Source organism: Streptomyces sp. NPDC088387, assembly GCF_044753385.1.
In the GTDB taxonomy this organism is placed as follows: domain Bacteria; phylum Actinomycetota; class Actinomycetes; order Streptomycetales; family Streptomycetaceae; genus Streptomyces.
Map to the genome: position 1 here is coordinate 765,224 of NZ_JBIVNC010000002.1, position 18,315 is coordinate 783,538.

Consider the following 18,315-nt stretch of genomic DNA (forward strand, 5'->3'; position numbering starts at 1 on the left):
CTCCCTTCAGCGTGCCACACAAGGGGAGGTGAGGGCCTGGTCGAAGCGGTCCGGGAGCACGGTCGCGGGGAGTCTCCGGGCTCACCCGTTACCGTCGTACACATGACCACTCATCCGTCCCCGCCCGCCGCCGCGTCGACCGACCGGGGTGTGGGCTCACTGCTGCGGGCCTGGCGGGAGCAGCGGCGGGTCAGCCAGCTCGAACTGGCGCTGCGGGCGGACTCCTCGGCACGGCACATCAGCTTCGTCGAGACGGGCCGCGCCCGGCCCAGCGAGGAGATGGTGCTGCGGCTCGCGGAGCATCTGGAGGTGCCGGTGCGGGAGCGCAACGCCCTGCTGCTCGCGGCCGGTTACGCCCCGCGCTACCCGGAGACACCGCTGGACGACCCGGCGCTGGACACCCTGCGCGACGGCCTGGAGCGGCTGATCCAGGGTTATGAGCCGTACCCGGCGCTGGTGGTGGACGCCCTCTACCAGGTGGTCGCCGCCAACCGGGGCATCCTGATGATCCTCGACGGCCTGCCGGAGCATCTGCTGACACCGCCGGTCAACGCGATGCGGATCACCCTGCACCCCGAGGGCCTGGCGCCGCGCATCCGCAACTTCCCCGAGTGGCGCGGGCATCTGCTCGCCCAGATGGAACGGCAGATCGCGCTGCGCCGCTCGGACCGGCTGCGGGAGCTGTACGAGGAGGTGGCCGCCTACCCGGTCCCGGAGTCGGAGACAACAGCGACGGCGCCGGACGGCGAACCGCCCCAGGACGTCCCGTACTTCGCGCTGCCGATGCGGCTCGAACACGAGGGCCGCACGCTGTCGTTCGTCTCGTCGATCTCCACGTTCAACACACCCATGGACGTGACCGTCGCCGAGCTGGCCATCGAGACACTGCTCCCGGCCGACCCGGCGACGGTCAAGTACCTTCACGCACTGTCCCCCTGACGGACCTTCAGGGCCGCCCACTGCACCGCCGCGAAGCCGGCCACCACCAGCGCCTGGAGCACGGTCCACACCGCGCCGGCGGTGGTCGGCGACAGCCACAGCAGCGGGGCGAGCAGACTGAGCACGGTCCAGGCCAGGTTGGTCTCCACCACGGCCCGCACCGGCAGCGCCGCCGGACGGGGCCGGGAGGCGAGCAGGCCGACGGCGACGCCGTACACCGTCAGGACCGCGCCGAGGACGAGGAGCAGCCCGGAGTCCACCCCCAGGAGGCGGCCGAGAGGGCCGGAGACGGCGAGGTAGGCGAGCCCGTTCGCGCCGGTGACGGCCGCGTCGAGGGCGAGGAACCGGCGCAGCATGACGTGCGGCTCGGAGGTGCGGGCGAGCGCGGCGAGCTGGGTTGCGGACATGGCTGATCACCCTTCGTGAAGGTCGGACGGGCGGGGCCGGATCCCGGACCGGAGTGCGCCGGCCCGGGATCCGTGACGACCACGATGGCGGGCCGCCGGACAGCGGTCGATTACGCGTGAGGTAATGGCCGGGTGACACCCCGTCCGACGCCCGGCACCCGGAACCCGCCCGCACGGCGAACGTGGCAGGCGTCTCCCGGCACCCCGGTGAAGGCGCCGGAGGAACATGACAGACTGCACACGTACGTTCGGCCCATAATGGAGGCGTGGCGTGAGTGAGCGGCGGCCCGCGCCGACGGTCGGCCAAGTGGTGCTCGGCAGAAGGTTGCAGGAACTCCGGGAAGCGGCCGGTATGCGCCGCGAGGAGGCGGCCCACGCGCTGCGTGTGGCCCCCGCGACGGTGCGCAGGATGGAGACGGCCGAGGTCTCGCTGAAGATCCCGTACGTCCAGGTGCTCCTGGAGACATACGGCGTGAGCCCGGACGAGACCGCCGCGTTCGTCGCGCTGGCCGAGGAGGCCAACGAACCCGGCTGGTGGCAGCGGTTCCACGACGTGCTGCCCGACTGGTTCAGCATGTACGTCAGCCTGGAGGGCGCGGCCCGGATGATCCGGTCCTACGAGCCGCACTTCGTCCCCGGGCTGCTCCAGACCGAGGACTACGCGCGTGCCGTCCTGGAGGCGGGCACGATCGGCCAGGACGGTCCCGAGACGGTCGAGCGGCACGTGGCGCTGCGGATGACCCGGCAGAAGCTGCTGACCGGCCCGAACCCGCCGCATCTGTGGGTGGTCATGGACGAGACGGTGCTGCTGCGTCCGGTGGCGGCGGACAGCGCGGTGATGCGTGCGCAGCTGGACCGGCTGCTGGAGTTCGCGGAGTCCGACCGGGCCACGCTCCAGGTCGCGGAGTTCGCCCAGGGCCCGCACCCGGGGACGTACGCGCCGTTCTCGCTGTTCCGGTTCGCCGAGCCGGAGCTGCCGGACATGGTGTTCACCGAGTATCTGACCGGCGCGCTGTACCTGGACTCGCGTGAGGAGGTCGCGGCGCACCTGGAGGTGCTCGACCACATCTCGACGGTCGCGTCCTCGGCCACCCGCACCAAGAAGCTCCTGCGGGAGCGCCGCGAAGCCTGCTGACCCGCCCACCCCGTACGTTCCGAGGAGACCGGACCCATGAGCGACGCCGAGCCCCTGCGCATCGACACGAGCCGCCCGCACCCGGCGCGGGTCTACGACTGGTGGCTGGGCGGCAAGGACAACTACCCGGTGGACGAGGAGCTGGCCCGCCGGATCGCCGACGAGGACGAGGCGGCGGTGCGCTCGGCGCGTGCCAACCGGCGTTTTATGCACCGGGCCGTCCGGGTCGTCGCGCACGCCGGGATCCGGCAGTTCCTGGACATCGGCACGGGCATCCCGACGGAGCCCAACCTGCACCAGGTGGCGCAGGAGGCGGCGCCGGAGGCGCGGGTGGTGTACGCGGACAACGACCCGATTGTGCTGCGGCACGCGGAGGCGCTGCTGCACAGCAGCCCGGAGGGCGCCACGAACTACGTGCACGCCGACGTCCGTGACCCCGGGACCATCCTGCGGCTGTCCGCCGAGACGCTGGACTTCTCGCGGCCCGTGGCGCTGTCCCTGGTCGCGCTCACCCACTACCTGGACGCGGAGCCGGCCGGGGACGATGTGTTCGGCCTGGTCAAGCGGTATCTCGCCGAGCTCGCCCCGGGCAGCTACCTGATCCTCTCCCAGGTCACGCCGGACCTGAACCCGGACGTCATCCAAAAGGTCGCGGACCACTTCCGGGCCGGCGGCACGCCGTTCCACCCGCGGCCGATCGCCGAGTTCTCCCGCTTCTTCGAGGGCCTGGAGCTGCTGGGTCCCGGGGTCATCCCGGCGTCCGGCTGGCGCCCCGGTGCGGAGGACGTGGCGGTCCAGGCCGAGGGCATCGTGCCCATGTACGTGGCGGTGGCCCGCAAGCCCTGACCCGTACGGGCGCCGTGAAAGGGTGCGTTCCCCGCTTCGCCCCTAGCTTCGAAGGCACGGGCAAGCGAGGGAGCGTACGTGACGGACACCCGGACACCCCCGGCCGAGCCCGGCGCGGCACTGCTGAGGGCCGGCCGTTTCCTCCGGCCCGGCACACCCGCGCCGGACCCGCACGGCATCGGGCTGACGGGCGGCCGCGGGGCCGACGCCGCCGAGGAGGCCTGATGCCGTCGGACGCCGTGCTGTACCAGGGGGCCGCACTCTGTCTGACCTACCCGGACGACGACTTCCGCGCCCGGCTCCCCCTGCTGCGCGAAGCGGCCCCGCAGTTGCGGGAGTTCACGGACCACGCGGCGCTCACCCCGCCCCGGGAGCTGGCCGCGCACTATGTCCAGGTCTTCGACGTCAAGAACCGGCACAGCCTGTACCTCAGCCGGTGGCAGGACGGCGACCCCCGCCGCCGCGGTATGTCACTGGTCCGCTTCAAGGACGTCTACCGGGCCCACGGCCTGGAGTTCACCGGCGAGGAGCTGCCCGACTTCCTGCCCGCGGTCCTGGAGTTCGCCGCCCGCACCGGCGACACGGACCTCCTCACCGACCACCGCGCCGGCCTGGAACAACTCCGCGCCCGTCTCACCGACTTCGGCACCCCCTACGCATCCGTCCTGGCCGCCGTCTGCGCGGCCCTGCCGACCGTCCGCAACGGAGCACACCCATGACGACACCGAACAACTGACGTCCGGCCGGAACCGCCGAGGCCAGGAAACTCCCTGAAGCTCAGACAGCACCCCCCTTCTGGTTCTTGTCGTCATCGACGATCTCGGCGTCCACCACACCCTCCTCGTCCTGAGGAACGCCCTGTTCGGTCCCCTCCCCGGCAGGCGCCTGCGCATACATGGCCTGCCCCATCCGCTGACTCACCGAAGCCAGCTTCTCCACCCCGGCCCGCAACGCGGCGACGTCCACGTCGTCCCGCTCCAGAAGAGCCTTCAACTCCCCCGCGGCGTCGAGGACTTCCGCCTTCGTCTCCGCGGGCACACGCTCGTCGTTCTCCCGGACGAACTTCTCCGTCTGATAGACAAGCTGCTCCCCCTGATTCCGCGTCTCCGCGGCCTCCCGTCGCCCCCGGTCCTCCTCCGCGTACTGCTCGGCCTCCCGCATCATCCGGTCGATGTCGTCCTTGGGCAGCGCGGACCCCCCGGTCACCGTCATCTTCTGCTCGCGCCCGGTCGCGAGATCCTTCGCGGAGACGTGCATGATCCCGTTGGCGTCGATGTCGAAGGCGACCTCGATCTGCGGGACACCGCGGGGCGCCGGCGGCAGACCGGTGAGGTCGAAGACGCCGAGCTTCTTGTTGTACGCGGCGATCTCGCGTTCGCCCTGGTAGACCTGGATGCCGACGGACGGCTGGTTGTCGACGGCGGTCGTGAAGATCTCCGAACGCCGCGTCGGGATCGTCGTGTTGCGTTCGATGAGCTTGGTCATGATGCCGCCCTTGGTCTCGATGCCGAGGGACAGCGGGGTCACGTCGAGCAGCAGCACGTCCTTGACGTCGCCGCGGATCACGCCGGCCTGGAGCGCGGCGCCGACGGCGACGACCTCGTCCGGGTTGACGCCCTTGTGCGGGTCCTTGCCGGTGAGTTCCTTGACCAGGTCGGTGACGGCGGGCATCCGCGTGGAGCCGCCGACGAGGATGACGTGGTCGACCGCGGACAGCTTGATGCCGGCGTCCTTGACGGCCTGGTTGAAGGGCGTCTTGCAGCGGTCGAGGAGATCGGCGGTCAGCTCCTGGAACTGGGCGCGGGTGAGCTTCTCCTCCAGGTGCAGGGGGCCTTCGGCGGAGGCGGTGACGTAGGGCAGGTTGATCGAGGTCTCGGTGGAGCTGGACAGCTCGATCTTCGCCTTCTCCGCGCCCTCCCGCAGCCGCTGGAGCGCCATCTTGTCCTTGCCGAGGTCGATGCCGTACTGCCCCCGGAACCGTTTGACCAGGTGTTCCACGATCCGCTGGTCCCAGTCGTCGCCGCCCAGGTGGGTGTCGCCGTTGGTCGCCTTGACCTCGATGACGCCGTCGCCGATCTCCAGCAGCGAGACGTCGAAGGTGCCGCCGCCGAGGTCGAAGACGAGGACGGTCTGTTCCTCGCCGCGGTCGAGGCCGTAGGCCAGCGCGGCGGCGGTGGGCTCGTTGATGATCCGCAGCACCTTGAGGCCGGCGATCTCCCCGGCCTCCTTGGTGGCCTGCCGCTGGGAGTCGTCGAAGTAGGCGGGGACGGTGATCACGGCGTCCGAGACGTCCTCGCCGAGATAGGCCTCGGCGTCCCGCTTCAGTTTCTGGAGGACACGCGCGGACAGCTCCTGGGCCCGGTAGCGGGTGCCGTCGACGGAGCCCTCGGCGGGGAAGCGCCAGTCCGTCTCGCCCATGTGCCGCTTCACGGACCGGGCGGTGCGGTCGATGTTGGTCACCGCCTGCCGTTTGGCGACCTCGCCGACGAGCACCTCGCCGTTCTTGGCGAAGGCCACCACGGAGGGGGTGGTACGGGCGCCCTCCGCGTTCGCGACGACGGTGGGTTCACCGCCCTCCAGGACGGCGACCACCGAGTTCGTGGTCCCGAGATCGATGCCGACTGCACGTGCCATCGCTGTCCCCTTCCGTCGGCCTCTTCCTCCCATGAGTACCCGGAAACGGCGATGCCGCATCCCGGCGGGCGGGACACGGCATCAGGGGCTGCGAGCGACGCGTCAGGCGAGCTTGGCCGTCAGCGTGATCGTCGTGCCGGTGAGCGCCTGGCTGACCGGGCAGTTGGCCTTGGCGTTCTCGGCGGCGGCGGTGAACGCCTCGTCGTCGATGCCGGGCACGGTGCCCTCGACGGTGAGGTGGATGCCCGTGATGCCCTCACCGGGCTGGAACGTGACGTCCGCCGAGGTGGTGAGCTTGGTGGGCGGGGTGCCGGCGCCGGCCAGGCCGTGCGACAGCGCCATGGAGAAGCAGCTGGAGTGGGCGGCGGCGATCAGCTCTTCGGGGCTGGTCTTGCCGTTCGCCTGCTCGGCGCGCGACGGCCACGACACCGGCTGCTCGCCGATGCCGGAGGAGTCGAAGGTGACGACGCCGCTGCCTTCGAGGAGGTTGCCTTCCCAGACGGTGTGTGCGGAGCGCGTGGTGGCCACGGTTTTTCCTTTCGCATACTTCCGATGCGACCCCGTTGCCGGGGTTCTCGTGCCCTATCCGATCACATTCCGGCTCACCGCACCCGAAACACCGGGCCACGGGCGGTGAACGGCAGGCGGGCGCCCTGGGGAATCAGGTAGGCGTGCTCGCGCCGCACCCGCAGTACGTCGCACCAGCCGTCCGTGATCACCAGCAGTGGCGCGCCGGGCGGGAAGTCGTCCGCGCGGTGCAGCAGATCGATCCCGGGCTGGAGGACCGTACCGCCGCGGCCGTGCACCCGGACCCGTCCGGCGATCTCCGTGACCGGCAGATAGCCCGCGTCGTGCGGGGCGGCGTCGCACATCACGAGCCGCGCGGCGGGTACGTCCCGGGCCTCGGCGTACGAGGCGATGGCGCCCAGCGCCTTGCCGAGCAGGGTGCGGTCCATGGAGCCGGAGGTGTCGAGGACCACACCGAAGGTGCAGCGGGCGATCTCCTCGGGCGGGAAGTGGCGTCCGGCGCGCGGGATGTCCGGGGTGGAGGACTGGCGGCGCGAGGGCCGGGCGTACGACCGCACCGGCTCCGGGCGGGGTACGAACTCGTCGAACCAGCGGGCGAGTTGCGCGTCCCAGGGCAGCGGCGGGTGGCTGAGCGCGCGGATGTCGTCGACCAGGCCGCCGGGCAGGAACCCGCGCTCCTGGCGCTCGTGCAGGTCGAGGCCGTTGACGAGGCCGCGCCGGTAGAACTCGTCCAGGTCGACGTGGTCGCGGGGGTCACCCAGCGGGGCGCCGAGGATGTCGCCGACGCCCTTGCCGCGCAGGGTCGACAGACGGCGCATCCGGCGCAGGTCGCCGGCGATCCGGTCGTAGACCTCCTCGGCGGACAGGCCGGCGAGCGCGGAGTCGTACAGCAGGCCCTCGGGCATCTCGCCGACCTGCATCTCGCGCAGCCAGCCGTTGATGACGTAGTCGGCGGCGATGTTGAAGAGATACGGGTCGCGGGCGCCGCAGCGGTCGCCGTGGCGCAGGGCGGCGTGCAGCATCTCGTGCGCGAGGACGAACCGCCACTCCTCGTCGTCGAGGTCCCGGTGCGGGTTGACGTAGATCTCGCCGGCCTCGGCGTTGACGGCGGCGATCGCGATGCCGTGGGCGCGGGTGAGTTCGGGGTCGGCGACCAGCTTGATGCCGGCCGCGATGCCGCCGAGCAGCGGGTAGGAGGAGACGAACCAGCTCAGGGCCTTCTCCCAGGGGCGCCGCGGGGCGAGTTCGCCGTCCAGGGAGTCGCGCCGGCCGCCCGCGAGGTCGAGGGTCGCGGACATGGTCCGGGTGAGCGCGTCCGCGAAGGCGCGCTGCCAGTCGGGGGGTGTTCCGTACCAGTGGCTCGACGCGACGAGCAGCTGGTCGGGGGTGCCGTCCGCGGTGCCCAGGTGCTCGTGGGCGGCCGGGAGACCGTCGCGTCGCCAGCGGGCGGCGAGCCGCTCCTCGTCGCCGTCGGGGTAGGCGGCGGGCAGGTGCTCCGGGGTCCGGCCGATCGTGAAGGTGAGCAGGAAACGGTTGACGACCGCGCAGCGCGCGGCGAGGTCGAAGCGGTCGGGCTGCTCGCGTACCGCCTTGGCCGCGGGGACATGACCGAAGCCGAGGTGGAGTACGGCGTGGGCGAGTGCCCAGGCCCAGTCGCGGCCGTCGGCCAGCCGGTCGGGGTGCGAGTGCAGTACGCCGTCGGAGTCGACGCGGACCAGGCCGTCCCTGGGGGCGAGTTCGCAGTTCTCGGCCCGGCAGGTGTTGAACTCGACCGCTTTCAGCGCCGGGTTGGCGAGCAGCAGCCGCATGCCCTCCGCGTACGCCTCCCCCGCGACGTCGCGTTTCTTCTGCCCCTTGCCCCGGCCCCGGCTCACCTGCGCGCGTCCACGAGCCGCGGCATGTCCCGCGCGGCCTCGATCAGGAACCAGGCGGGCAGTACGGGGTTGCCGTCCGGGTCGGCGGCGATGACGCTCTGCGCGACCTCGACGGAGATCTCGGCGAGCTGCACCAGCAGCGACTTGGCGCGGTACGCGGTCTGCCGGCCGGCCGCCGACATGTGCTCCTTGTCCGCGGGGAGTTCCTTGACGATCCGTCCGCGGAACGACTCGGCGAGGTAGTACAGCAGGTCGCGGTCCTCCAGGCGGTGCGGCCAGCGGGCCTCGCCCTTGATGATCGCCTCGATACCGAACCGGCTGCGCACGATCTTCACGTAGCCGCAGAACGCGGTGGCGTGGGCGGGCGTCAGGGTGCCGTGCGCGAGCACCTGGAGCGTCGCCTCGTCGAGACCGTCGCCGAAGGAGTGCAGGGCGTCGGAGAGCATGTGCCAGGAGCGCGGTGTGGAGAACGGCTCCTCGGTCTTGGGCGGCTTGGACCACAGATGGTCGGGGCGGTCGGTGAGATGGTCCTGGATCCACGGGTGGATGCCGTTGCCGGCCGCCCAGACCAGCCAGTCCTTCGAGGACGCCGCCAGGTGCACGTGCGCGAGCCGGTTGACGAGCGCGGAGGCGATCGGGCGGGCGAGCGCGTTGTCCGTGGCCCGGTTGCCGGCGCCGATGACGATGGAGCCCTTCGGCAGTTCGTAGGTGCCGATCCGGCGGTCCAGGATCAGCGAGTAGAACGCCTTCTGCACGTCCGGGGTGGCCGCGTTGAGCTCGTCCAGGAACAGGCAGTACGGCTCGTCGCGGGCGATCGCCTCCGGCGGGCAGAACACCGAGCGGCCGTCGCGGATCTGCGGTACGCCGATGAGGTCCTCCGGGGCGAGCTGGGTGCCGAGGAGGCTGACGCACTCCAGGCCCAGGGACTCGGCGAACTCCCTTACCAGGGAGGACTTTCCGATGCCGGGGGCGCCCCAGAGGAAGACGGGGCGGACCGTCGCGAGGCCCAGGAGGAGTTCGGGGATGCGGGCGGGGGTGACGGTTATCGCTGCCTGCAACGGAGAGAGCTCCTCTTCGGGGGGTGGCTCCCCAGTGTGCGCTCGGCGCGGGTGCGGTGCAGCTGATTTACGGGGCCTACGGGTGGGGTTCGTCTGCGGGTTCGTGGGGGCTTGTCGCGCCCCGCGGCGGAGCCGCAGATGTCACTGCCCCGCGCCCCTTGGGTCGGCTTCCGAGACGTTGGTGGTGTTGGTCACCGGGACTTGGGGGCCGTTGGTCTCCCGCAGCCAGCGGCGCAGGACCCTGTGGATCTGTTCCGCACCCACCAGGGGGGTGCCGTCCGTTGTCGGGGTGGAGAAGGCCCGGGGGGAGAGGAGGAAGGGGCGGGACTGGGGGCCGCCCAGGCCGCCGTGGGAGCCGATCTGCTCCTCGAAGGCGAGGACTTCGCCGTCGGCCGGGTCGTGGAAGGAGTTGACCATGATGTCGGCGGTGTGCGGGAAGGAGTGGGTGCGGCGTACGGCGTCGGCGGCGCCCGGACCGAACGCGGCGAGGGGGCCGGGGGACGCGTCGTCGAGTTCGTCGACGGGGACCTCGGCGCCGTACGCGCCGAGCACGACTCCACCGTGCCGCTCGCTGCGGACCAGCAGGAAGCCGACGCCGGGGTGGTTGGCGAGGGTCGCGAGAAGCGCCGGGTGGCGGGCGTCGATCTCCTCCTTGGTCATCCGGTGCGGGACGTCCGGGAAGGAGACCAGGCCGAGGTTGCCGGAGGCCAGCACGATCGGCTCGGAGCGGCGCGAGGGCCGGTCCTGCTCGCCGCCCATCTCGACCGGCCGGCGCAGCGCGGCCCGTACGGCGGCGCGGGCCTCGGCGCCGCTGCGGGTGCGGCGCGCCCTGCGCGGCACGGGCAGTCCGCAGCCGGCCCTGACCAGGTCGCCGAGGGTGAGTCCGTAGCGGGAGCGGAAGGTCTCGCCGGGGCTCTGGCCGTGGTCGGAGAGGACCACGATCCGGTAGGGCCGCGGGGCGTGGTCGGCGGCCTTCTCGATCAGCGCGAGCGAGCGGTCGAGGCGCTGGAGGACCTTGCCTGCGTCCCGGCTGTGCGGCCCGGAGTGGTGGGCGACCTCGTCGTAGGCGACGAGGTCGGCGTAGACGGAGGTGCGGCCGGCGAACATGTCGCCCATCACCGCGGCGACGACGACGTCCCGTTCGACGACGGTCGCGAAGGCGCGGACGAGGGGGTAGAGGCCGCCGCGGGAGACGCGCGGGCGGGTCTTGCACATCCGGGCCCGGGTGGACTGGCCGATCTCCCGGCCGACCTCGGCGAAGAAGGACAGCGCGGTGCGTACCGCGTTGGCGGGGTCGGAGAAGTAGGCGAAGTAGCCCTCGCGGGAGCGGTTCTCGCGGCCGCGCCGCCTGGTCGCGATGGACAGGACGAGGGCCTGTTCGTCGGCGCCGCCGCCGAAGAGGTTGCCGCGGCTGGCGCCGTCCGCGGAGAGCAGTCCGCCGTCGCCGGTGCGCTCGACGGCCCGGCGCTGGAGTTCGGCGGCGCTGGTCGGGCGGTTGCAGACGACGACCTCGCGCTGGTCCTTCTCGTACCAGCGGAAGGCGGGGACGTCGAAGTTGCTGCCGTGCAGGATGCCGAGCTGGCTGGCGCCGGTCTGGCTGGACCAGTCGGTGCGCCAGGGGACGAGGCGGTGGGTCGGGCCGGTGCGGACGCCGGCGCCGAGGAGCCGGGCGACGGTCGGCATCAGGCCCTTGGCGACGGCGTCGAGGAGCACGTCGTGGCCGACGCCGTCGAGTTGCAGGAAGACCGTGCCGTGCGAGAAGGGGCCTGGTGGCAGGTTCCTGCGGCGGCGGTCGGCGAGCCGGTACAGGCGGCGCCGGTAGGCGTCGTCGTCGCGGACGGCGAGCGCGCCGCCGGTCGCGGAGGCCACCGCCGACATCACGGCGGCCACCACCACGGCGGTCTCGGGTCCGGCGCCGCCGCGTTCGGCGGGGTTCAGCCGCAGGGCGAGCAGGAGCAGCGCGCCGTTGAGGAAGAACACCAGCAGGCCGAGGACCAGGGCGGGCACCAGCAGCAGGAGGCGCACGAGAAGCGGCCAGACCAGGGCGGACAGCAGAGCGAAGGCGCCGGCGCCGAACGCGGCGGCCACCGCGATCCGGGTGGCGCTGTCGCCGTCGGGGGACTGCAACTGGAAGTCGGGCAGGATCCCGGCGAGCACCAGCATGGTGACCGTGGAGACGGCCCACACCGTGGCACTGCGCCCCACCTGGCTGGCGAGCCGCCGCCAACGTCCTCCTAGCACGCCCCGCACACCTCACGTCCCGGGCCCACCACCGGCGCAGGCCTGCACCCAGCCTGTCACAACGCCCCGCAGAACCGGTTCGCCGTCCACGGACCGAACCGCACATCAGGAGGTCGCGGCGGCCTGGTGAGGGTCAGCGGCCGTCGTATCCGGCCGTCGGCATCGACAGCCGCCGGTGCACCTGGGCCTTCATCTGTGCGTCGTACGCCGGTTCCGCGCGCCCCACGGTCTCCACCCGCACCCCGCGGCGGGCGCACTCCTCGGTGAACTCCTCGACCGAGGCCAGCGCGCTCTCCAGCACCCGGCGGCTGGGGGCCACGAAGACGTCCCGGCCGGGGCGGACGTCGTCCCAGAGGATGCAGTGGTCGGGGCGCAGGCCGCGGACGAGCAGCTGCCGCGTGACGACGTATCCGCGCTCGGCGGCCCAGCGGGCGCACATGGCGTGCTGACTGCGCGAGTCCACGAGGAACGGATCGGCGTCCAGCTCCTCCAGCGGCGTCAGACTGGCGATCGCCGTGACGCGTGTGCCGGAGGCAGCACGCAGCTCTCCCATGGCGTCCCCCCTCACCTCCGGGTTTCGCGGCCGACCCTACTCCTGCACGTAGGCTTCGGGGAGTCGCGCGAAGGAGGCAAAGAAGTGCCGGTGGAGATCACCTGGTGGGGTCACGCAACGTGCGCCGTCGAGGATTCGGACGTACGGGTCCTCACCGATCCGTTGTTCGCCCGCCGGCTCGCTCATCTGCGCCGCCGCCGGGGCGAACTGCCCCCGCGCGACGACCGGCGCGCGGACGTGGTCCTGGTGTCCCATCTGCACGCCGACCATCTGCACGTGCCGTCGCTGGCGGGGCTCGCGCCGGGCACGCGTGTGCTCGTGCCCCGGGGTGCGACCCGGGCCGTGCCGGGACTGCGCCGGCTCACGGGGCTGCGGCTGACCGAGGTGGCGCCCGGCGACGAGACCCGGGTGGGTGATCTGGTGGTACGGACCGTGCCGGCGCGGCACGACGGGCGGCGGCTGCCGGTGGGGCCGCACCGCGCGCCCGCGCTGGGTTTTGTCATCGAGGGCGAGGCGCGTACGTACTTCGCCGGGGACACCGGTCTTTTCGACACGATGGCGCGGGAAGTCGGGCCGGTCGACGTGGCGTTGCTGCCGGTGGGCGGGTGGGGCCCCTATCTCGGGGAGGGGCATCTGGACCCGGAGCGGGCGGCCCGTGCGCTCGCGCTGCTGGCGCCGCGCAGTGCGGTGCCGGTGCACTACGGCACGTACTGGCCGATCGGGATGGACGCCGTGCGCCCGCACGAATTCCACACGCCGGGCGACGAGTTCGTCCGGCTCGCGGCCGAACTCGCGCCCGGCACGGCCGTGCACCGGCTCGCGCACGGGGAGAGCGTGCGCCCGGAGGTCGCCCGGTGAACTGGCTGGCGGCGGCCGCCACCACGGTGTCGCCGGCGAGTACGCAGCAGGCGATCGGGCTTCCGACGCTGTTTGTGCTGGTGTTGCTGGGGGCGTTGGTGCCGGTGGTGCCGACGGGGGCGCTGGTCAGTTCGGCGGCGGTGGTGGCGTTCCACCAGACGTCGCCGCTGTCGCTGGCGCTGGTGTTCGTGACGGCGTCGCTGGCCGCGTTCCTGGGGGACGCGACGTTGTACTGGCTGGGGCGGCGCGGCATAGGTTCGAAGAACGGGTCGCGGTGGCTGGAGGCGATACGTTCGCGGGCGCCGGAGGAGCGGTTGGCGCAGGCGCAGGAGAAGTTGGCGGATCACGGGGTGGCGGTGCTGGTGCTGTCGCGGCTGGTGCCGGCGGGGCGGTTGCCGGTGATGCTGGCGTGTCTCCTGGCGGAGTGGCCGTTGCGGAGGTTCTCGCGGGGGAATCTTCCGGCGTGCCTCGCCTGGGCGGTGACGTATCAGTTGATCGGGATTCTGGGGGGCTCCCTCTTCAGCGAGCCGTGGGAGGGGGTGGTGGCGGCGGTCGTCCTGACGGTGGTCATCAGCGTGGGCCCGGCGCTGTGGCGCCGAGCGCGGCGAGCCTGAGCGGCGCCGGCCACCGGGGGTGCCCTGAGGGTCGTGCGTGTGCGGACCCTGGATGCCCGATCGCGCAGTTCCCCGCGCCCCTGGAGAACCTCGCTCGCGAGGAGTCTTGTCCGTGCGGGCCGGTGGGGGCTGGTCGCGCAGTTCCCCGCGCCCCTAAAAGCACCACCGGCGTTGCCTGCAACCCCCTCAGGGGCGCGGGGAACTGCGCGACCAGCCACCCGCGGCCCGCACACGCAAGCCCTTCCGGAGCGAGGCTCTCCAGGGGCGCGGGGAATGTCAGTCGAGGACCCGGGATGCGCCCACCGGCAGGTCCCACAGGTGTTCCCGGGCAAGCCCCGCCCGCTCCCAGGCGACCCTGACCCGCGTCAGAGGCTCAAGCACCGGCTCCGCCGACAACACAAACGTCCCCCAGTGCATGGGAGCCATCCGCACGGCCCCAAGATCCGTCACCGCCCGCACCGCCTCCTCCGGATCACAGTGCACGTCACTGAGCCACCACCGGGGGTCGTACGCACCGATCGGCAGCAGCGCGAGGTCGATCCCGGGATAGCGCCGTCCGATCCGGGAGAACCAGTGCCCGTACCCCGTGTCCCCCGCGAAGTACACCCGCCGCCCCGCCCCGTCGGTCAGCACCCAGCCTCCCCACAGACTGCGGCACGTGTCGGTCAGGGACCGCTTGGACCAGTGGTGGGCCGGCACGAAGTCCAAGCGCACACCACGCAGTTCGGCCGCCTCCCACCAGTCAAGCTCGGTGACCGTGGTGAACCGCCGCCGGCGGAACCAGGCACCCAGTCCGGCCGGCACGAACACCGGCGTGTCGCGCGGGAGCCGCCGCAGTGTGGGGGCGTCGAGATGGTCGTAGTGGTTGTGGCTGATGACGACCGCGTCGACGCGCGGCAGGGCGCTCCAGGCCACCCCGACGGGTGTGACGCGGGGCGGTGTGCCGAGGATGCGCCGGGACCAGACCGGGTCGGTGAGGACGTGCAGCCCGCCGATCTGGAGCACCCAACTGGCGTGTCCGGCCCAGGTGACGGCGACGGTACCGGCGTCCACGCGGGGCAGCGGGCCCGGGTCGAAGGGGAGACGGGGGATGTCGGCGAGCCCCTCGCGGCCGGGCCGCACCGCGCCTTCGCGGGCGAACCGGGCGAGCGCCTTGAGGCCGGGCAGCGGAGCGGTCAGCCGGTCGTGGAAGGTGCGCGGCCACACCCGCCGCTCCGCCAGCGGCCGGGGTTCGGCGAGCGGCGGGAAGGGGGGCGCGAGCGGGGAGACGGCCGACGTCGTGGGTGCGCCGGGCTCCTGGGTCGTGGTGTCCGTGGTCGACTCGGACTGCTGCGTCATCGAGGAGGCTCCCATCGCTGGGCGTCGTCGCGGAGATCGTCGAAGACCGTACTCAGGGTGATCAACGCGCGTTGCACGTGTGGCAGTTCCAACGGCGAGGGTGAATCGAGGCACTGGGCGCGTTCGGCGTCGGTGTCGCCGAGGAGCGGGCCGGTGGCCAGCCGTACGCGCAGTGCGGCGAGGTCGTCGCCGAACCGGTGGCCGCCCGGCGCGGGCATGCCCAGGCGGTGGGTGAGGAAGTCCTCCAGGTCCTGTGCGTCGCCGACGCCGTGCGCGGTGAGGGCAGTGCGCAGGGGGCCCAGGTCGACGTAGAGATGGCGGCCGGACCGGGGTGGCCTGGCGAGCGCGCCGGCACCGGTGACGGCGGAGTGCGCGGCGCGCGCCACGCGCGCGTGCAGATGTACGGCGGCGGCGACCCGCGCGGTGACCGGTCCGGGCTCGGTCAGGGCGTACCCGGCGGCCGCGGCGACGGGGCCCGCGACCTGGGCGCCGAGCGCGGTCAGGACGTCGAGCACACGCGCGTGCAGGTTGTCGCCGGCGGCTCCGGCCGGGAGGCGGGCCACGGCGGCCGGCCAGGCGGGCGGCAGCAGCGCTCCCGCGAGGTCGCTGACGACGGTGACCCGGTCGGGCAGCATCTCGGCGGGGCTGACGAGCACGGTGTCGTGCGGTTCGTGGAGGGTGTCGCGCCAGGTCTCCTCGCTGACCAGGTGCAGCCCCTCCGCCGCGGCGGCCTCGACGACCCCGTGCAGTACGTCGGGCGGAGCGACCGTCGCGGTGGGGTCGTCGGCCACCGACAGGACGAGGAGCCGCGGATCGCCGCCCTCGTCGCGCACCCGGCGCACGGTCTCCAGGAGGGCGTACGGGTCCGGTACGCCGCCCCACTCGGCGGGGGTGGCGACGTGGAAGACGGGTCTGCCGAGCAGTCGGGCGTACGGCGCCCACCAGGCGGCGCACGGCCGGGGCGCGAGGACGTCGCCACCGACCGCGGCGGTCAGCGCGAGGAGCAGGCTGTTGGCGCCGGGCCCGGCGGCCACCTGGTCGCGGCCGGTGCGCAGGCCGCGTCGCTCCCAGTAGCCGGCCGCGGCCTCCCGTATCTCCGGGCCGCCGCCGACCGGCTGGGCCTCGGTGCGGGCGGCGGCGCCGGTGAGGGCGGCGGAGAGTTCGGGCAGCAGGGGCAGGCCGTCGGCGGGGAGGTGGGGCCCGTAGCGGACGGGGCCGTGACTCTCCGGGTCCGTCCGCCGCATGCGTACCTCCGCGCAGTGCCGTGTGCCGTGTGCCGGTGGAGCCGTGTGTGGTCGTGGGCCACGGGTGTGGTCCCGGAGGTCTGCGTACCCAGCCCGCGGGCCCGTCAGGCCTGCGCGCGCGGCGACTTGCGGCGCAGCCGGTAGACGGCCCCGCCGAACGCGCCCGCGATGAGCAGCCCGCCGCCGACGAGGGCGGGCACGGAGTCGGTGAAGGTGCCACCGGTCCCGGCGCGGACGCCGTGCTCGACGGTGGCCGGCGGGCAGGAGGTGGCGTCCCACGCGGTGTGGCACGGCTTGGGCGTGTTGCCGCCGCCCCCGCCGCCGCCATCGGTGTGGGTCACGGTGAAGGTGGCGCTCCACGGTTTGCCCTTGCCTCCGCGCGCGGCGGGGCAGGTGCCGTCGACGGTCCAGGCGGAGTCCCGTCCGACGGCGTTCTGGCCGCTCTCGAACTCCCCGGCGGGCGCGATCCGCGCGGTGCCCCGGTAGGCGGGCCCGGACACCTCGTCGTCGTTGCCGGAGACCAGGTGCAGGGCGACGGTGCCCTCGTCGAAGGCCTGTGACGTGGCGTCCATGGTCTTCGGCGCGGGCCCGCCGACGGGATCGCAGGAGACGGCCACGGTGATGCTGCCGCCGGGCCGGACACTCGCCGGGCTGATCTCCGCGGCCGGCTCCGCGGACACGGCCGACGCGGCACCGAGCAGGGCGGCTCCGGTCACGACGGCGACGGACAGGGCACGGGGTCTGCGGCGCATAGGACGAACTCCTCGGACCGGCGGCTCCGGGGACACGACGATCGCGCCCCCGACCCCATCACAGCCCCCCACCCCGCCCCCCGCACACACAGAAGCCCCAACAGAGTGAACGCCCCTCAGCGGGGGGGTACGTGGGGGCGAGCCGCGCAGTTCCCCGCCCCTAGGGGGTGGTGGTCGACGCCGGTGACAACAGTGCCGCCAGGGGCGCGGGGAACCGCGCGACCAGCCACAACGCACCCGCACCCGCCATCGCGAAAGACCCCCCACGGCCCCCGGCGCACACCCCGCACCCCCGGCGGAGCCCTACGCGGCGTCCTGCAACACCTGCTCCCGCAACCGCCGGCAGCTCCGGCTGATCAGCCGCGACACATGCATCTGCGAGATCCCCAGCTGATCGGCGATCCGGCTCTGCGTCATGTCGTCGAAGAACCGCATGTAGAGAATCACCCGCTCCCGCTCGGGCAGCGCCGCGAGCCGCGGCTTCACGGCCTCACGGTCCACGACCGTGTCGAGCGCGGGATCGGAGGAGCCGAGCGAGTCGCTGAGCGAGTAGCCGTCGTCACTGCCCCCGACCTCCGCGTCCAGCGACAACGCGGTGAAGCTCTCCAGCGCCTCGAGCCCGTCCCGTACGTCGTCCTCGCTCATCCGCGCGTGGTCCGCGATCTCGGCGACGCTGGGCCGCCGTCCGGAGAGGCCGGAGGAGAGCTCCTGGGAGGCGATCCGGACCCGGTTGCGCAGGTCCTGGACGCGGCGCGGCACGTGCACGGTCCACATGTGGTCGCGGAAGTGCCGCTTGATCTCGCCGGTGACGGTGGGCACGGCGTAGCTCTCGAAGGCGTGGCCGCGGTCGGGGTCGTAGCGGTCGACCGCCTTGACCAGGCCGAGGGCAGCGACCTGACGCAGGTCGTCGAGGTTCTCGCCGCGGCTCCGGAAGCGGCCGGCGAGGCGGTCGGCCATGGGCAGCCAGGCGACGACGATCTCGTCGCGCAGGGTGTCCCGCTGTTCGCCGGGCGGCAGCGCGGCGAGGCGGCGGAAGTCGGCCGAGGTGTCGGGGGCGTCGTCGTGCGGGTGGTGCTTCGCCTGGGCTCGAGTGCGCATGATGCGTCGCAACTCCCTTGACTGCGTGCTCTGGGTGGACGGTCCCGTGGAACGCGGCCGCCCACCGGACGGGGCGCGCGTGGGGGCGGGTCTCCCGGCCCTCTCCACGGACGTGCCTCCTGTCCGAAGCACTGATACTGCGCCTGCCCTCGGACCTGCCGCACAAACACCCCGTCTGCACAAGCGGAGCGTTGGC

The 18,315-nt window shown here is 72.9% G+C and carries 18 protein-coding genes; 7 read left to right on the top strand and 11 right to left on the bottom strand.

Annotation, left to right across the window (positions count from 1 at the left end; translation table 11 throughout):
• The first annotated feature begins 102 nt into the window (after nt 1-102).
• Nucleotides 103-939, top strand: a complete 837-nt coding sequence (locus ACIQAC_RS07860; protein WP_402188057.1) for a helix-turn-helix domain-containing protein — start codon at nt 103-105, stop codon at nt 937-939.
• Here the strand turns inward: ACIQAC_RS07860 and ACIQAC_RS07865 are convergent.
• The gene (locus ACIQAC_RS07865; protein WP_402188059.1) at nt 921-1,346 is read right to left on the bottom strand and encodes a hypothetical protein; all 426 of its coding nucleotides are present in this window, start codon (nt 1,344-1,346) and stop codon (nt 921-923) included. The two genes, ACIQAC_RS07860 and ACIQAC_RS07865, sit on opposite strands and share 19 nt — an antisense overlap.
• A gap of 271 nt (nt 1,347-1,617) precedes the next feature.
• Here ACIQAC_RS07865 and ACIQAC_RS07870 point away from each other — a divergent pair, with 271 nt between their 5' ends.
• From ACIQAC_RS07870 to narJ, 4 genes are all read left to right on the top strand, one after another.
• A complete protein-coding gene (locus ACIQAC_RS07870) occupies nt 1,618-2,481 on the top strand; it encodes a helix-turn-helix domain-containing protein (RefSeq protein ID WP_402188060.1) in 864 nt (287 codons plus the stop codon).
• A gap of 36 nt (nt 2,482-2,517) precedes the next feature.
• Nucleotides 2,518-3,327, top strand: coding sequence for an SAM-dependent methyltransferase (locus tag ACIQAC_RS07875; protein ID WP_402188062.1), 810 nt, complete (start codon nt 2,518-2,520; stop codon nt 3,325-3,327).
• A gap of 78 nt (nt 3,328-3,405) precedes the next feature.
• Nucleotides 3,406-3,552, top strand: a complete 147-nt coding sequence (locus ACIQAC_RS07880; protein ID WP_402188064.1) for a hypothetical protein — start codon at nt 3,406-3,408, stop codon at nt 3,550-3,552.
• A complete protein-coding gene (gene narJ / locus ACIQAC_RS07885) occupies nt 3,552-4,046 on the top strand; it encodes a nitrate reductase molybdenum cofactor assembly chaperone (RefSeq protein ID WP_402188066.1) in 495 nt (164 codons plus the stop codon). Before ACIQAC_RS07880 ends, narJ begins: the two co-directional genes overlap by 1 nt.
• 58 nt (nt 4,047-4,104) lie before the next feature.
• Here the strand turns inward: narJ and dnaK are convergent, their stop codons facing one another.
• The 6 genes from dnaK to ACIQAC_RS07915 all read right to left on the bottom strand — a co-directional run bounded on the left by dnaK (nt 4,105) and on the right by ACIQAC_RS07915 (nt 12,215).
• Complete coding sequence (dnaK, locus tag ACIQAC_RS07890) at nt 4,105-5,961, bottom strand: molecular chaperone DnaK (protein ID WP_402188067.1); 1,857 nt, start codon at nt 5,959-5,961, stop codon at nt 4,105-4,107.
• A gap of 102 nt (nt 5,962-6,063) precedes the next feature.
• Nucleotides 6,064-6,489 (bottom strand): OsmC family protein, encoded by a 426-nt coding sequence (locus ACIQAC_RS07895; RefSeq protein WP_402188069.1) that lies wholly within the window; start codon nt 6,487-6,489, stop codon nt 6,064-6,066.
• 74 nt (nt 6,490-6,563) lie between these two features.
• A complete protein-coding gene (locus ACIQAC_RS07900) occupies nt 6,564-8,297 on the bottom strand; it encodes a hypothetical protein (RefSeq protein WP_402188220.1) in 1,734 nt (577 codons plus the stop codon).
• 62 nt (nt 8,298-8,359) lie between these two features.
• Nucleotides 8,360-9,421 (bottom strand): ATP-binding protein, encoded by a 1,062-nt coding sequence (locus ACIQAC_RS07905; RefSeq protein WP_402188071.1) that lies wholly within the window; start codon nt 9,419-9,421, stop codon nt 8,360-8,362.
• 141 nt (nt 9,422-9,562) lie between these two features.
• The gene (locus tag ACIQAC_RS07910) at nt 9,563-11,671 is read right to left on the bottom strand and encodes a phage holin family protein (RefSeq protein WP_402188073.1); all 2,109 of its coding nucleotides are present in this window, start codon (nt 11,669-11,671) and stop codon (nt 9,563-9,565) included.
• A gap of 124 nt (nt 11,672-11,795) precedes the next feature.
• Nucleotides 11,796-12,215, bottom strand: a complete 420-nt coding sequence (locus ACIQAC_RS07915) for a hypothetical protein (RefSeq protein ID WP_402188075.1) — start codon at nt 12,213-12,215, stop codon at nt 11,796-11,798.
• Between the two features lie 84 nt (nt 12,216-12,299).
• Between ACIQAC_RS07915 and ACIQAC_RS07920 the strand changes: the two genes are divergently transcribed.
• Both ACIQAC_RS07920 and ACIQAC_RS07925 read left to right on the top strand, forming a co-directional pair.
• Nucleotides 12,300-13,073, top strand: coding sequence for an MBL fold metallo-hydrolase (locus tag ACIQAC_RS07920; RefSeq protein ID WP_402188077.1), 774 nt, complete (start codon nt 12,300-12,302; stop codon nt 13,071-13,073).
• Nucleotides 13,070-13,687, top strand: coding sequence for a DedA family protein (locus ACIQAC_RS07925; RefSeq protein ID WP_402188079.1), 618 nt, complete (start codon nt 13,070-13,072; stop codon nt 13,685-13,687). The genes ACIQAC_RS07920 and ACIQAC_RS07925 overlap by 4 nt, the downstream gene beginning before the upstream one ends.
• 276 nt (nt 13,688-13,963) lie before the next feature.
• On the opposite strand, the gene ACIQAC_RS07930 is transcribed toward ACIQAC_RS07925, so the two are convergent.
• The 4 genes from ACIQAC_RS07930 to ACIQAC_RS07945 form a co-directional block, all read right to left on the bottom strand.
• Nucleotides 13,964-15,025: an MBL fold metallo-hydrolase gene (locus ACIQAC_RS07930; protein ID WP_402188081.1), complete on the bottom strand. Its 1,062-nt coding sequence runs from the start codon at nt 15,023-15,025 to the stop codon at nt 13,964-13,966.
• The gene (locus ACIQAC_RS07935; protein WP_402188083.1) at nt 15,022-16,269 is read right to left on the bottom strand and encodes an aminotransferase class I/II-fold pyridoxal phosphate-dependent enzyme; all 1,248 of its coding nucleotides are present in this window, start codon (nt 16,267-16,269) and stop codon (nt 15,022-15,024) included. Before ACIQAC_RS07935 ends, ACIQAC_RS07930 begins: the two co-directional genes overlap by 4 nt.
• Before the next feature lie 104 nt (nt 16,270-16,373).
• Nucleotides 16,374-17,021 (bottom strand): hypothetical protein, encoded by a 648-nt coding sequence (locus ACIQAC_RS07940; RefSeq protein ID WP_402188085.1) that lies wholly within the window; start codon nt 17,019-17,021, stop codon nt 16,374-16,376.
• A 303-nt stretch (nt 17,022-17,324) separates the two neighbouring features.
• A complete protein-coding gene (locus ACIQAC_RS07945) occupies nt 17,325-18,119 on the bottom strand; it encodes a SigB/SigF/SigG family RNA polymerase sigma factor (protein ID WP_402188087.1) in 795 nt (264 codons plus the stop codon).
• Between the last annotated feature and the right edge of the window lie 196 nt (nt 18,120-18,315).

Excerpts from the sequence above, each read along its gene's own strand:
- ACIQAC_RS07860 (WP_402188057.1), top strand. The coding sequence starts at position 103 with ATGACCACTCATCCGTCCCCGCCCGCCGCCGCGTCGACCGACCGGGGT.
- ACIQAC_RS07865 (WP_402188059.1), bottom strand. The coding sequence starts at position 1,346 with ATGTCCGCAACCCAGCTCGCCGCGCTCGCCCGCACCTCCGAGCCGCAC.
- ACIQAC_RS07875 (WP_402188062.1), top strand. The coding sequence starts at position 2,518 with ATGAGCGACGCCGAGCCCCTGCGCATCGACACGAGCCGCCCGCACCCG.
- narJ (WP_402188066.1), top strand. The coding sequence starts at position 3,552 with ATGCCGTCGGACGCCGTGCTGTACCAGGGGGCCGCACTCTGTCTGACC.
- dnaK (WP_402188067.1), bottom strand. The coding sequence starts at position 5,961 with ATGGCACGTGCAGTCGGCATCGATCTCGGGACCACGAACTCGGTGGTC.
- ACIQAC_RS07900 (WP_402188220.1), bottom strand. The coding sequence starts at position 8,297 with ATGCGGCTGCTGCTCGCCAACCCGGCGCTGAAAGCGGTCGAGTTCAAC.
- ACIQAC_RS07915 (WP_402188075.1), bottom strand. The coding sequence starts at position 12,215 with ATGGGAGAGCTGCGTGCTGCCTCCGGCACACGCGTCACGGCGATCGCC.
- ACIQAC_RS07930 (WP_402188081.1), bottom strand. The coding sequence starts at position 15,025 with ATGACGCAGCAGTCCGAGTCGACCACGGACACCACGACCCAGGAGCCC.
- ACIQAC_RS07935 (WP_402188083.1), bottom strand. The coding sequence starts at position 16,269 with ATGCGGCGGACGGACCCGGAGAGTCACGGCCCCGTCCGCTACGGGCCC.
- ACIQAC_RS07940 (WP_402188085.1), bottom strand. The coding sequence starts at position 17,021 with ATGCGCCGCAGACCCCGTGCCCTGTCCGTCGCCGTCGTGACCGGAGCC.
- ACIQAC_RS07945 (WP_402188087.1), bottom strand. The coding sequence starts at position 18,119 with ATGCGCACTCGAGCCCAGGCGAAGCACCACCCGCACGACGACGCCCCC.